The sequence below is a fragment of the Ruegeria sp. ABF4_144 genome (genome assembly GCF_056160045.1).
Genome location: NZ_JBSWWK010000001.1, coordinates 684,102 through 696,231 on the forward strand (window position 1 = coordinate 684,102; position 12,130 = coordinate 696,231).

Sequence of the window (12,130 nt, forward strand, 5' to 3'; positions counted from 1 at the left end):
ATGCAAAGCAACGGCTCATTACATTCATGTTAGAGCATCAGTTTCCACGCAGGGAAAGAACTTATCGAAAACAACGCCGAATTAACCGGCCCTGTTGTGGTCAGGACCCGGCATTGCGGAACCAGCGGATAATCGCGTCGCGGTCTTCGGGTTCCATATAGGTGACGTTCGCGGGGGGCATAGCGTGGCTGATGCCCGCTTGCAGGTAGATTTGTTTGGCATTGCGGGCGATATCGCCTTCGGTTTCCAGCAAGACCCCTTTGGGGGCCCACTGAATGCCCTCCCACACCGGTTCGCGGGCGTGGCACATTGAGCAACGGCCCAGAACGACGTCATGTGCCTCTGCAAACCCGTCTGCTGCTGCGAATTTCTGTTCATAGGGCGTCAGCGGTTGAGCTTCTGCCTCTTCCAACGGCTTGTACATCGGTGCGGTGGAAAGCCACATGATGGCGATGAACAGAATGGCGGTGGCGGCCCAGGTCCAGGTCGGGTTGCCAGCGCGGGCGTGGCGGGTGTTGAAGTAGTGTCGGATGGTGACGCCCATCAGGAACACCAGCGCCGCGATGATCCAGTTATACTCGGTGGCAAAGGCCAGCGGGTAGTGGTTTGACAACATCAGGAATACGACGGGCAACGTCAGGTAGTTGTTGTGGGTCGACCGCAGCTTGGCGATCTTGCCGTATTTCGGGTCCGGTGTGCGGCCGTTTTTCAGGTCATCCACCACAATGCGCTGGTTCGGCATGATGATGAAGAACACGTTTGCCGTCATGATCGTTGCGGTGAAGGCCCCCAGATGCAGCATCATCGCACGGCCCGTGAAGATCTGGTTATAGCCCCAGCCCATCGCCACCAGCAGAATAAACAGCAGCACCATCAGCAGGGTCGGGCGCTCGCCCAGCCCGGATTTGCATAGGAAGTCGTAGATCAGCCAGCCAACGGTCAGCGACGCGGCCGAGATCAGGATGCCCTGCCACAGCGCCAAATCGGCCTTTTCTGCGTCGATCAGATATAGCTCTCCGCCGACCCAGTATATGATCATCAAAAGCCCCGCGCCGCTGAGCCAAGTGGCGTAGCTTTCCCATTTGAACCAGGTCAGGTGGTCCGGCATCCGCTCGGGCGCGACCAGGTATTTCTGGATGTGATAGAAGCCACCGCCATGCACTTGCCATTCCTCGCCATCCGCCGGGCCGGGGATGTCGCGGTTCAGGCCTAGGTCCAAAGCGATGAAGTAGAAGGACGATCCGATCCAGGCGATCGCGGTGATGACGTGCAGCCAGCGCACGGCAAATGCCATCCAATCCCAGAACACGGCGAATTCGAACATGAGAGGTCTCTCCGGTAAGTTATCGCCACACTAGGCAAACGGGCTTTTCTTCGGTATTCCCGTATATTGTCAAACTGTATCAAAAAAAACGATAAGATGTCCTATCTCGACAATATCCGCACGTTTGTTCGTGTCTACGATCTGGGCAGCATGTCTGCTGCTGGCCGCGATTTGAGGATTTCGCCTGCTGTGACCTCGGCGCGGATATCGCAGCTTGAAGATCATCTGGGTGTGCGCCTGTTCCAGCGCACCACGCGCAACCTCAGCCCGACCGAGCAGGGCCGTGCATTCTATCCCGGCGCGGTGGCGGTTCTGGACGCCGTGGATGAGGCCGAGGCGCAGGTCGTTCACCTGACCGAAGCACCGCGCGGGTCGTTATTTGTCGCTGCACCATTAGGGGTCGGGCGTAGGCTGCTGGCTCCGCATGTACCTGATTTTCTGGAGGAATACCCCGAGATCGATGTGCGTTTGCGTCTGACAGATCGGTTGGTGGATCTGACGACTGAAGGGTTGGACCTGGCGTTTTTCATTGGTCAGCCCGAGGACAGCACCCTGCGCATCCGCAAGATCGCCGACTGCCAAAGGGTGCTTTGTGCAGCGCCCGACTACGTGCAGCGACGGGGGATGCCACAGACAGGGGCCGACCTGATCGCGGGCAAGCACGAGTGCCTGAACCTGCGCTTTCCCGGCGCAACAGAGTTTCAGTGGCAGTTGGAGACACCCGAAGGGCCGAGGCGTTTCGCAGTGTCGGGCCGTTTCGAATGTGATGATGGCGATGTGCTGACCGATTGGGCCCTGTCGGGACAAGGCATTGCGATGAAGCCAGTTTTTGAAGTGTCCGAACACCTAAAGGCCGGGCGACTGGTGCCCGTTGCGGCCGAGACACCTCCGGTTCCAGTGCAGATGGCCTGCCTGTATACCCACCGTCGCCATCAGGACCCTAAGGCGCGCCTGTTCATGGACTTCATGATCGCCCGGATTGGCAAGGTTGTACGAAGTTCCGAAACTTCAAACTAGCAACGGCTCCCGCCCCTCATTGCGCCCTGCGGACACCCTACGGTTTTTCTTCAGCTGCCGCGATAGGTCGAGTAGCCGTAGGGCGACAGCAACAAGGGCACATGATAGTGCGCTTCGGCGTCAGACATGCCGAAACGGATCGGCACCTGATCCAGAAACAGAGGGTCCTCGGCGGCTTGACCTGACGCACGTAAGTAGTCTCCGGCAAAGAAAACCAACTCGTAGCTGCCTGTTTTGAAATCCTCCTGCGGTAGGATCGGACTGTTGGTGCGGCCGTCGGAATTGGTTTCGGTCTCGGCCAGTTTGCGGCGGTCTTCCCCGGTGATTTCATACAGGGCGATCCGCAGCCCTTGGGCCGGGCAGCCGCGTGCCGTGTCCAGAACGTGGGTTGTCAGATAACCTGCCACGAGGGCCTCCTTTGATTTGCCTTTCGCTTTGTCGCAGTGTGGCGCAAAGTTCGAAACAGTGGAAATGCCGAAAGAACCGGAAACAGCGTTCGGATTAGTTTGATAATCAACCGCGCGTTTCTGGGCTAAGGCTGACAAAACACAAAAGAACGGAAGATGCCATGCAGCCGCCTCGATACCCTCGTGACATGATCGGATATGGAGCCAACCCGCCCGAGGCCAAATGGCCCGGCGGGGCCAAGTTGGCCGTACAGATCGTGCTGAATTATGAAGAGGGCGGCGAGAACAACATCCTGCACGGGGATCCCGCGTCCGAGGCGTTCCTGTCCGAAATCGTGGGTGTTGCGGCATGGCCCGGGCAGCGCCACTGGAATATGGAGTCGATCTATGAATACGGATCGCGCGCGGGATTTTGGCGTTTGCATCGGTTGATGCAGGACTTGCCGATCACGGTTTATGGCGTGGCAACGGCGCTGGCTCGCTCGCCGGATCAGGTTTCGGCGATGAAGTCGGCAGGTTGGGAAATTGCCAGCCATGGTCTGAAATGGATCGAACACAAGGACATGCCCGAGGATGAGGAACGTGCGCAGATCGACGCGGCCATCCGGCTGCACACCGAGGTCGTGGGTGAACGCCCGCGCGGCTGGTACACCGGGCGCTGTTCCGAGAATACCGTTCGGCTGGTGGCTGAAGAGGGCGGTTTTGACTATGTGGCCGATACCTATGCCGATGATCTTCCCTATTGGATGCAGACCGGCGGGCGGGATCAGTTGATCGTGCCATACACTTTGGATTGCAACGACATGCGCTTTGCCACGCCGCAGGGGTTCAACTCGGGCGATCAGTTCTACACCTATCTCAAGGACAGTTTTGATGCACTTTATGCGGAAGGTGAGACGGGAGCGCCCAAGATGCTGTCGATCGGGTTGCATTGCCGCCTGATTGGGCGGCCAGGGCGGGTGAAGGCATTGAAGCGGTTTTTGGACTATGCGCGTGGGTTTTCGGATGTCTGGTTTGCGACGCGGTTGCAGATTGCGGAACATTGGGCGACGCAGCATCCCCCGGTGCAGCATCCGAAGCCTTCGCAGATGGAACGTGATGAGTTTGTAGCGGCGTATGGGGGCATTTTTGAGCATTCCGCTTGGATCGCGGAGCGTGCCTTTGATCTGGAACTTGGACCGGCTCATGACACGGCGGGCGGGTTGCACAACGCGCTGTCCCGCATGTTCCGCTCGGCCTCGGACGAGGAACGTCTGGGCGTGTTGACCGCGCACCCGGATTTGGCGGGCAAGCTGGCGCAAGCCAAGCGTTTGACGCAGGAAAGCACGTCCGAGCAGGCCTCGGCCGGGTTGGACGCTTTGACGGATGAAGAGCATGCAGCCTTCACCGATCTGAACCAGCGCTACACAGAGACGTTTGGGTTTCCTTTCATAATTGCAGTGCGCGATCACAATAAGGCCTCGATCCTACAAGCGTTCCAGCGTCGGATCGAACAGGATCGCGCTACGGAGTTCGCCGAGGCCTGCCGTCAGGTCGAACGGATCGCAGAGTTCCGTTTGCAGGACGTGTTGCCCGCATGAGCCGCCGGATCGTTGCCGCGCCGCTGACCGCCGAGGCTTTCGCGCCGTTTGGCGATGTGCTGGAGGTCGAGGGGGAGCCGGACAAGATTATCAATCAGGGGCAGTGTGGCCGGTATCATGATCGCGCTGGGCTGGATTTTTCTGACGGACGCGCGGGGATCAGCCTATTCGATGCCAATGCGCGCAGCTTTCCGTATCGGCTAGATATGGTAGAGCGGCACCCCGAGGGCAGTCAGGCCTTCATCCCGATGACGCAACACCCATTTCTGGTCATCGTCGCACCCGATGTGGGCGGGCAGCCGGGAGAGCCTTTGGCATTTGTCACCGCGCCCGGGCAGGCGGTGAATTATCATCGGGGCACATGGCACGGCGTGCTGACCCCGCTGCATGCGCCGGGTCTGTTTGCGGTTGTCGATCGGATCGGCGAGGGGGCCAATCTGGAAGAGGTGTGGTTCGACGAGCCGTATGAGGTGGTGGCCAGTTAATACCGGCTCTCCCGCCCAGCCCCTTGCGCATCAAAGATGCTTGGGGCCCGTTGGGCCGGGCAGCGCGCGTGCAAGCCCGCCTGCTGCGGTTTCGCGAGGATCAGGGTTGTGCCATCAGGCGCGCGACATCAAGCATCCGCGCGGAAAAGCCCCACTCGTTGTCGTACCAGCCGAAGATGCGGACCTGATTTTCGCCGACCATGCGTGTTTCGGGGCCAGCGACGACCAGTGATTCAGGTCTGGTCCGCAAGTCCGACGATACCAGCGGGTGGTCGGTCCAGCCCAAAACGGGGGAGTGTGCAATCGCCTTTCGCAGTTCGGCCTCAAACTCGGTGGCGGACATGCCGCGGTTCAGGGTTGCGACCAGATCGACGGCGGAGACGCTGGCGGTTGGGACGCGCACCGCTGCGCCCGAGATACGGCCAGCAAGATGGGGCATGACCTCATCAATCAGATGCGTGGCGCTGGTTGTCGTAGGAACCATGGACAGCGCCCCGGCGCGCGACCTGGCGAGATCGCCGCGCGGCGCGTCCACCATGGGCTGGCTGTTGGTATAGCAATGGATCGTTGTCATATGGGCCGAGGCGATGCCTGCGATCCCGTCCACCACCTTGACCAGTGGCGCAAGCCCGTTGGTGGTGCACGAGGCGTTCGACACGATCCGTGCGTTACCCAACTGCCCTTCATTCGCACCCAGGACGATGGTCACTTCGGTGGCAGGCGATGGCCCAGAGATCAACACTTTGCCCGCCCCGGCAGTCAGCCCCTGTCCGGCTACGTCCGAGGTGCGTGCGACGCCGGTGCAGTCCATTAGAACGTCAACGCCGGTCAGGTCTATGCTGGACAGGTCCGGGCTGTGGGTGACGGGGATCGAGCGTCCGTCGATCAACAATACTTCGTCACCGGCCTCAACCGCGCCAGGGTAGGGCCCGAAGGTGCTGTCGTATTTGAATAGATAGGCACAGGTTTCAAGTGGTGCGATATCGTTGATCAGCACCAATTCAACATCACTGTCTTGCGGCAAAGCCAGCAGCTGCCGCAGGATCGTGCGGCCGATGCGGCCGAATCCGTTGATCGCAAGTTTCATGCGCAAGCTATGGCAGCGGGTCGCGTCGACCTCAATGCCCGTTTCGACCTGAGGTCAGTTGCAGCTGACCTGCGAGAAGAACTGACCTGAGATGTTTTGATACATACTGGACCGGAGCGCCTTGCATCCAGTTGCCGCCTGAATGGCCGCCATCGCCTGAATGGTGCGCAGGCGCGGCGGTGGGCCAAACGGGTTCAGGTTGTTGTTGTCGCGGGTGGCGCGATACACGACCGGAGAGTCTGAAACCTTTGTAACGGCCCATGTGCGGCTCATGACGAATACCGATTTGGTTTCCTCTCTGGCTGCAACAGGGGTTGCCTCCAGGGCCGATAGGCCAACTACAGCTGCCAGTGCCAGCATCGATCCGCGCAGTACCATTGAACAATCTCCAGTGCTAAAAACCGGTGTTATTTCACCAGATTAAAGCGCATCTGTGAACCCCCGCGCCGGAAAAAGCCGATTTGGCGTCAGCGTTTAGGCAGGGACAGCGGCATGTGTCGGTTTACGTCCTTGTAGAGCAGGTAACGGAATCGTCCCGGACCGCCTGCATAGCAGGCCTGCGGGCAGAAGGCGCGCAGCCACATGTAATCGCCGGCCTCGACCTCAACCCAATCCTGGTTGAGCCGGTAAACGGCCTTACCTTCAAGAACATAGAGGCCATGTTCCATCACATGCGTTTCGGCAAAAGGGATCACGCCGCCGGGCTCGAAATTGACGATGTTCACGTGCATGTCGTGGCGCAGGTCCTGCGGGTCGGCAAAACGGGTGGTGGACCAGCGGCCCTCGGTGCCGGGCATCTCGACGGGGGTCACGTCGCGTTCATTGGTGATGATTGGATCAGGGGCGGGCAGGCCGGCAACGGCCTCGTAGGCTTTGCGGACCCAGTGGAAGCGGGCGGTTTCGTCGGTGTTATTGTGCAGGGTCCAGTCTGAACCCGCTGGAATATAGGCATATCCGCCTGTGCCCAGCGGGTGCGCCTCGTCGCCCAGCGTCAACGTCACCGCGCCATCGACGACAAACAGCACGCCTTGCGCTTGCGGGTCGGTCTCGGGTCTGTCGCTGCCACCGCCCGGCTGGACCTCCATGATGTATTGCGAAAACGTCTCGGCAAATCCGCTGAGGGGGCGAGACAGCACCCAGAGCCGGGTTTTGTCCCAGAACGGCAGCGCGCTGGTGACGATGTCGCGCATCGTGCCTTTTGGGATCACCGCATAGGCCTCGGTGAACATGGCGCGGTCGGTCAAAAGCTGGTCCTGACCGGGGTGGCCGCCGGTGGGCGCGTAGTAGGTGGGGTTTGCCATTGGATGCCTCTGCTTGGTGATTGGGGCACTATGCGGGGATTGCCGCACCGGTCCTAGCGGCGGTGTAGAAATAGGTTTGTTCGGGATTATTTGAAGGTCGCTCAACGGGGCTTGGCCCCGGTTCGCGGGCGGTATATTCTTGAATGCAAATCTATTTCAGCAAGGCGAGGCGCACATGAAAGCCTGGATTTCTTCTACACTGTTGGCGGTCGCGATGTTGGGATCGGCCCCAATCGCTCAAGCCCAAACAATTTCCCGAATCATTGCGGATATGGGCCTGAGTCCGGCGGACTTTGAAATTTTGAGCGCAACCTCGGCTGCAATGTTGGCGGATGGTACGCCCCGCGTAGGCGAAGAAAGCACCTGGGTGAATGACGACACCGGATCGAAAGGCACGGTCCGAGTGCGCGATGTGCGTGACAACTGCGTGCACTTGCAGCACTTTATTCAGCCCGAAGGGGCGGATCAGACCCGAGAGGTCAGGACCCGCCGCTGCCGCGATGCGGGCGGCAACTGGATCCTGACGCCCTGATCCGGGATCAGTAACCGCGCGCCCTGTCGACCTCGTGCAGCAGAGGGTCCCCAACGCTCAGCCGTTGAAAGTTTTCACCGACATCTGACAGCGCGTTGCCCAGATGCCAGCCAGAGACATGCGGTGTGATGGTAACGCCGGGATGCGTCCAAAGCGGGTTGTCAGACGGCAGCGGTTCGGCCGAGGTCACATCCAGCACCGCGTGGCCCGGCGTGCCTTGGTCCAGCGCAGCCATCAGTGCATTTTCGTCAATCAGATCGCCCCGGCCCGCATTCAACAGCTGGCTGCCAGGTTTCATCGCGGCCAGCATCCGGGCATCGAACAGCCCAATGGTCTGAGGGGTCGAGGGCAGAATCGAACAGACATGATCGCACTGGCCCAGCAGTTCGGGCAGGGCTGTGTCGCCGTGCAGGCAGGTCACGCCTTCAATCTGTTTGGGCGAACGACTCCAACCCATGACCTGAAACCCGATTGCGCGCAGCATTTTAGCGCTGCGTGCACCGATATGGCCCAGCCCAAGAACGCCGACTACGGTTTCGGGCGCATAGAGCGGCGCCTTGGGCAGCCATTCCGCGCGGCGCTGGGCGGCCTCGTGAAAGACCATGTGGCGCTGATGGCGCAGGACGTAGCCCACGAACCATTCGGCGATTTCCTGTGCAGGAGCATCCGGCTTCAACCGCGCCACGCGCACATGGCTGGGCAGGTAGGGGTTGCTGACGATGGTCTCAACGCCGGCGCCCAGTTTTTGCACCAGTTGTAAATTGGGTAGGCGTTCGGGGTGGTCGTTTCTCAGCCCTACCACGGCGACCATGGTGATGTCGGCGGGATTGCCCAAATTGTCCGGCGTCCGCACATCCGCGTCCGGATATTGCCGCTGGATATCACGGGCGATATCGCTGTCGCTGATCCAGTCAGACAGCCCGGTTTCGATCAACAACGCCATGTCGCACCTCCCACTGCTTCAAATTGCGTTATGCCCCGTCGTTGAACTGGACATTTTCCACGCAGCTAAGTCATTCTCGGGCCGAAGGTAAAGCCCGGTCTGGGGCGGGTGATCAGAAAACACTTGAGGCAGTCGATGAACGGCACATCAGAGCAAAGCCGGCAGGCTTATTTCCACTTGCGCGATGACGGAGCTTTTATCGGCAATGATCCTGCGCGCGGGCCGTGGTCTGCCGATCATTGCCACGCGGGGCCAGTCAGCGGCCTGATCGTGCGCGCGGCGGAAACCGAGGTTGGGCCCGAGAAGATGCTGACCCGTCTGACGGTCGATCTGTTGCGGCCACAACCGTTGGCGGGGTTGCGGGTGGCTGCGGAAACCACGCGCCATACAAAGACGCTGGCGACCACGCGGGTCACCGTACATGATTTGGACGACAGGCTCTGCGCGACGGCTACAACGATGCATCTGGTACGCCGAGATCTGGGCCAAGTTCCGAATGTGAAGATGGTTCCACCTCGGTTGGAAGACGCGGTGACCGGCCCGTTCCCGATCGGTGAGGTGCGCCACGATTTACCCGGCTTCGCCAATCATTCGGACGTGTTGTATCCGAAAAACGGCAATCAGGACGCAGGCCCCAAAACTGTCTGGATGCGTGTCCCGACCCTGTTGGAGGGAGAGGCTCCGTCGCCGATACAGGCCCTGTGCCCGCTGGCCGATTGCGGCAATGGCATCTCGTGGAACGCGCCGACGCGTGAGATGGGGTTCATGAACACCGATCTAACGGTCCAGATTCATCGTGAGCCCGTGTCGGACTGGTTGGCCTCAGAATCGATCAGCCATTGGCAACCCTCAGGAATCGGGATGTCTCAATCGGTTCTCTATGACACCGAAGGGCCGGTGGGCACGGCCTTGCAAACAATTATTCTGTTCCCACCAACCTGATCTGTGGGCCGGTTTCTGCACGTCACCCGTGAATCGCATTGCCGGGCGTGGGTCGAACCCCTATCTTTCGTCCATGCGCTGGATTGTGACCCTTTTGACCTGCTGCCTGCCGATCCCGGTGATGGCGCACCCGCATGTGTTCATCGACACCGGGTTGGAGTTCATCGTGGACGAGACCGGCCAGCTGACGCATGTACGCGTGACCTGGGCCTATGATGAGTTCTACTCGTTACTGATCCTCGAAGACATGAAGCTAGATCAGGATGCGGACGGCGTTCTGACGGACAGCGAACAGGGTTTTCTGGCCGGTTTTGATGCGCAATGGGTTGAGGGGTATAACGGCGATCTGGTCGTGTTTGCAGATGGCGCTCCGGTCGCCTTGTCCGGCCCGATGGAGCCGCAGGCCACCACCGAGGACGGGCGTATCGTTTCGTCCCACCTTCGTGCCGTTGAAGCAGGTGTTGTGCCAGCTTCGGCGCTGACGGCAAAAGCCTATGATGAAACTTATTATACCGCGTATGAGGTGACCCGCCCGGTGACGGTCACAGGCCCCGCGTCTTGCCAGATCAGCCGGATTGATCCTGATATCGACGGTCAACTGGCCCAGATGCAGGCCTTCTTGTTAACGCTGGATGCCGACTACGATCTTGAAGAAAACGATATCCCGCTGGTCGGGGAAAGCTTTGCGACCGAGATTTTCGTTTCATGTCCAAATACTTGATTGTTCCGGTTGGCATCGCCATTGCGTTGCTGCTGTGGTTCTGGGGAAGTGGCGGCTTTGACAGCCTGGCCGCTTGGGCCGCCGGTGAGCAGCGCGAGTTCCAAAACCAGATCGCCCGCGCCCTGCGGGCCGCGCGTGCCGAACAGCCCGAGGCTGTTGCGACCCTGCTAACGGTTTGTTTCGCCTATGGCTTCTTTCACGCCATCGGTCCCGGCCACGGCAAGGTGCTGATCGGAGGCTACGGGCTGGGCCGTCGCGTCGCCTTTTGGCGCCTGTCCGCGATCAGTGTGCTGTCCAGTTTGGGTCAGGCGGTGACGGCCGTTGTGCTGGTCTACGCAGGGGTTCTCATCTTTCAGATGTCGCGCGAGAGCCTTGTAGGAACGACTGAGCAGGTCATGGCCCCAATCAGTTACGCAGCCATTGCCGCAATCGGTCTTTGGCTAGTGGTCCGCTCCGTTCGCAGCTTTGCACGGCGGCATCGCACCGAAACCAGCCATCAGCATCATGATCATCACCATCACCATCAGCATAACCAGAACCACCATCATCATGATCACGATGACGGCGTCTGTGCCGATTGCGGCCACCGCCACGGCCCGACGGCCGAAGAGGTCGCTCAGGTCGGTAGTCTGCGTGAGGCCATGCTGCTGATCGCTGGCATTGCCGCGCGGCCCTGTACCGGCGCTTTGTTCGTATTGATCCTGACATGGCAAATGGGAATCGCAATGGTCGGCATCGCAGGCGCGTTTGCTATGGCTTTGGGTACCGCGTTGGTCACGACTCTGGTCGGTTGGACCTCGTTCGGACTGCGCGGAGGGTTGTTGGCCTCTGTTTCGGCCACGCGATTTGCCTCGGTGTTGGCGCCGACGATCGAACTGGTAGCAGGACTGATCATCGTTGTGATCGCCAGTGGCCTGCTGATGCGAGCGATCTAGTCGAACACAGGTTCCGGATAGCCGACCCGCGCAAGGTACAGGCCCTGCGGCGGGCATACTGGCCCGCAGGCGGCCCGATCTGCGGCCTCTAGCGCATTGCGCACATCATCGGGCGTCCAAGCACCTGCACCGACGCGTTCCAGTGTTCCGACAAAACTGCGGACCTGATTGTGCAGGAAAGACCGCGCGCGGACGTGGAAATGCACCTCGGGGCCGGAAAAGCCTTCAACCTGCTCAATCCGCAGCTCGTCCAGGGTTTTAACCGGGCTGGCAGCCTGACAGATGGACGAGCGGAAGGTGGTGAAATCATGCCGCCCGATCAGCATATCTGCCCCGGCCTGCATCGCATCAATGTCCAGCCGGTGATTAATTTGCCAGACCTGCCCGGCGTCATGGGTCGCGGGTGCGCGACGCATCAAAATACGGAACAGATACTGGCGTTCCAGCGCCGAAAACCGAGCGTGCCAGTCGTCATCTACCCGAGCGGCCTTTACGATGGCGACAGGCTGCGGCTTGAGGTGATAGTTCAACGCTTCGGATAGGCGGAACGGGTCCCAGTCCTTGATCAGATCGCAATGGGCCACCTGACCTAGCGCGTGCACACCTGCATCGGTGCGCCCGGCGGCGGCGATGGTGTGATCGCCGGGCTGAATACGTGACAGTGCCTGTTCGATTGCCCCTTGCACGGATGGCAATTCCTTTTGCCGCTGCCACCCGGCAAACGGTTCCCCTTGGTATTCGACTTTCAGCGCGTATCTGGGCATGGGCCGCTGGTAACGTGCCGCGCGAAAAGGGGCAAGGGCGGGAAAGCTCTGGCAAGTCCGGTGTGCTCTACCTATCTTGAGCGAAACGAAAA

The 12,130-nt window shown here is 60.1% G+C and carries 14 protein-coding genes; 7 read left to right on the top strand and 7 right to left on the bottom strand.

Annotated features, from left to right (window positions below):
* Window positions 1-100 precede the first annotated feature (100 nt).
* On the bottom strand, window positions 101-1,324 hold the full coding sequence (locus tag ACXAGD_RS03560; protein ID WP_475208524.1) for a urate hydroxylase PuuD: 1,224 nt from the start codon (window positions 1,322-1,324) through the stop codon (window positions 101-103).
* A gap of 96 nt (window positions 1,325-1,420) precedes the next feature.
* On the opposite strand from ACXAGD_RS03560, the gene ACXAGD_RS03565 reads away from it, so the two are divergent.
* On the top strand, window positions 1,421-2,341 hold the full coding sequence (locus ACXAGD_RS03565; protein WP_475208525.1) for a LysR family transcriptional regulator: 921 nt from the start codon (window positions 1,421-1,423) through the stop codon (window positions 2,339-2,341).
* A gap of 50 nt (window positions 2,342-2,391) precedes the next feature.
* Here the strand turns inward: ACXAGD_RS03565 and uraH are convergent, their stop codons facing one another.
* The gene (gene uraH / locus ACXAGD_RS03570; RefSeq protein WP_475208526.1) at window positions 2,392-2,748 is read right to left on the bottom strand and encodes a hydroxyisourate hydrolase; all 357 of its coding nucleotides are present in this window, start codon (window positions 2,746-2,748) and stop codon (window positions 2,392-2,394) included.
* 161 nt (window positions 2,749-2,909) lie between these two features.
* On the opposite strand from uraH, the gene puuE reads away from it, so the two are divergent.
* Together puuE and ACXAGD_RS03580 are read left to right on the top strand one after the other, a co-directional pair.
* Window positions 2,910-4,328, top strand: a complete 1,419-nt coding sequence (puuE, locus tag ACXAGD_RS03575; RefSeq protein ID WP_475208527.1) for an allantoinase PuuE — start codon at window positions 2,910-2,912, stop codon at window positions 4,326-4,328.
* Window positions 4,325-4,813, top strand: coding sequence for an ureidoglycolate lyase (locus ACXAGD_RS03580; RefSeq protein ID WP_475208528.1), 489 nt, complete (start codon window positions 4,325-4,327; stop codon window positions 4,811-4,813). The genes puuE and ACXAGD_RS03580 overlap by 4 nt, the downstream gene beginning before the upstream one ends.
* A gap of 100 nt (window positions 4,814-4,913) precedes the next feature.
* Here the strand turns inward: ACXAGD_RS03580 and ACXAGD_RS03585 are convergent, their stop codons facing one another.
* From ACXAGD_RS03585 to ACXAGD_RS03595, 3 genes are all read right to left on the bottom strand, one after another.
* Window positions 4,914-5,900 carry a type I glyceraldehyde-3-phosphate dehydrogenase gene (locus tag ACXAGD_RS03585; RefSeq protein WP_475208529.1) on the bottom strand — a complete coding sequence of 329 codons (987 nt, stop codon included), beginning with the start codon at window positions 5,898-5,900 and terminating at the stop codon, window positions 4,914-4,916.
* 54 nt (window positions 5,901-5,954) lie between these two features.
* Window positions 5,955-6,278 (bottom strand): hypothetical protein, encoded by a 324-nt coding sequence (locus ACXAGD_RS03590; protein ID WP_475208530.1) that lies wholly within the window; start codon window positions 6,276-6,278, stop codon window positions 5,955-5,957.
* Between the two features lie 89 nt (window positions 6,279-6,367).
* A complete protein-coding gene (locus ACXAGD_RS03595; protein WP_475208531.1) occupies window positions 6,368-7,201 on the bottom strand; it encodes a bifunctional allantoicase/(S)-ureidoglycine aminohydrolase in 834 nt (277 codons plus the stop codon).
* A 175-nt stretch (window positions 7,202-7,376) separates the two neighbouring features.
* Between ACXAGD_RS03595 and ACXAGD_RS03600 the strand changes: the two genes are divergently transcribed.
* Window positions 7,377-7,733, top strand: coding sequence for a hypothetical protein (locus ACXAGD_RS03600; protein WP_475208533.1), 357 nt, complete (start codon window positions 7,377-7,379; stop codon window positions 7,731-7,733).
* A 7-nt stretch (window positions 7,734-7,740) separates the two neighbouring features.
* Here ACXAGD_RS03600 and ACXAGD_RS03605 read toward each other — a convergent pair whose 3' ends face one another.
* Window positions 7,741-8,676: a 2-hydroxyacid dehydrogenase gene (locus tag ACXAGD_RS03605; RefSeq protein WP_475208535.1), complete on the bottom strand. Its 936-nt coding sequence runs from the start codon at window positions 8,674-8,676 to the stop codon at window positions 7,741-7,743.
* A gap of 135 nt (window positions 8,677-8,811) precedes the next feature.
* On the opposite strand from ACXAGD_RS03605, the gene ACXAGD_RS03610 reads away from it, so the two are divergent.
* From ACXAGD_RS03610 to ACXAGD_RS03620, 3 genes are read left to right on the top strand one after another with little or no spacing between them, the layout of a single operon-like run.
* Window positions 8,812-9,618, top strand: a complete 807-nt coding sequence (locus tag ACXAGD_RS03610) for a thioesterase family protein (RefSeq protein WP_475208536.1) — start codon at window positions 8,812-8,814, stop codon at window positions 9,616-9,618.
* 28 nt (window positions 9,619-9,646) lie between these two features.
* The gene (locus ACXAGD_RS03615) at window positions 9,647-10,339 is read left to right on the top strand and encodes a DUF1007 family protein (RefSeq protein ID WP_475208537.1); all 693 of its coding nucleotides are present in this window, start codon (window positions 9,647-9,649) and stop codon (window positions 10,337-10,339) included.
* Window positions 10,324-11,274 carry a nickel/cobalt transporter gene (locus ACXAGD_RS03620; RefSeq protein WP_475208539.1) on the top strand — a complete coding sequence of 317 codons (951 nt, stop codon included), beginning with the start codon at window positions 10,324-10,326 and terminating at the stop codon, window positions 11,272-11,274. Before ACXAGD_RS03615 ends, ACXAGD_RS03620 begins: the two co-directional genes overlap by 16 nt.
* Here the strand turns inward: ACXAGD_RS03620 and truA are convergent.
* Window positions 11,271-12,038: a tRNA pseudouridine(38-40) synthase TruA gene (truA, locus tag ACXAGD_RS03625; RefSeq protein WP_475208540.1), complete on the bottom strand. Its 768-nt coding sequence runs from the start codon at window positions 12,036-12,038 to the stop codon at window positions 11,271-11,273. The two genes, ACXAGD_RS03620 and truA, sit on opposite strands and share 4 nt — an antisense overlap.
* Between the last annotated feature and the right edge of the window lie 92 nt (window positions 12,039-12,130).

Coding starts and splice junctions, on each gene's coding strand:
- ACXAGD_RS03560 (WP_475208524.1), bottom strand. CDS start 1,324: ATGTTCGAATTCGCCGTGTTCTGGGATTGGATGGCATTTGCCGTGCGC.
- ACXAGD_RS03565 (WP_475208525.1), top strand. CDS start 1,421: ATGTCCTATCTCGACAATATCCGCACGTTTGTTCGTGTCTACGATCTG.
- puuE (WP_475208527.1), top strand. CDS start 2,910: ATGCAGCCGCCTCGATACCCTCGTGACATGATCGGATATGGAGCCAAC.
- ACXAGD_RS03580 (WP_475208528.1), top strand. CDS start 4,325: ATGAGCCGCCGGATCGTTGCCGCGCCGCTGACCGCCGAGGCTTTCGCG.
- ACXAGD_RS03585 (WP_475208529.1), bottom strand. CDS start 5,900: ATGAAACTTGCGATCAACGGATTCGGCCGCATCGGCCGCACGATCCTG.
- ACXAGD_RS03590 (WP_475208530.1), bottom strand. CDS start 6,278: ATGGTACTGCGCGGATCGATGCTGGCACTGGCAGCTGTAGTTGGCCTA.
- ACXAGD_RS03595 (WP_475208531.1), bottom strand. CDS start 7,201: ATGGCAAACCCCACCTACTACGCGCCCACCGGCGGCCACCCCGGTCAG.
- ACXAGD_RS03600 (WP_475208533.1), top strand. CDS start 7,377: ATGAAAGCCTGGATTTCTTCTACACTGTTGGCGGTCGCGATGTTGGGA.
- ACXAGD_RS03605 (WP_475208535.1), bottom strand. CDS start 8,676: ATGGCGTTGTTGATCGAAACCGGGCTGTCTGACTGGATCAGCGACAGC.
- ACXAGD_RS03610 (WP_475208536.1), top strand. CDS start 8,812: ATGAACGGCACATCAGAGCAAAGCCGGCAGGCTTATTTCCACTTGCGC.
- ACXAGD_RS03620 (WP_475208539.1), top strand. CDS start 10,324: ATGTCCAAATACTTGATTGTTCCGGTTGGCATCGCCATTGCGTTGCTG.
- truA (WP_475208540.1), bottom strand. CDS start 12,038: ATGCCCAGATACGCGCTGAAAGTCGAATACCAAGGGGAACCGTTTGCC.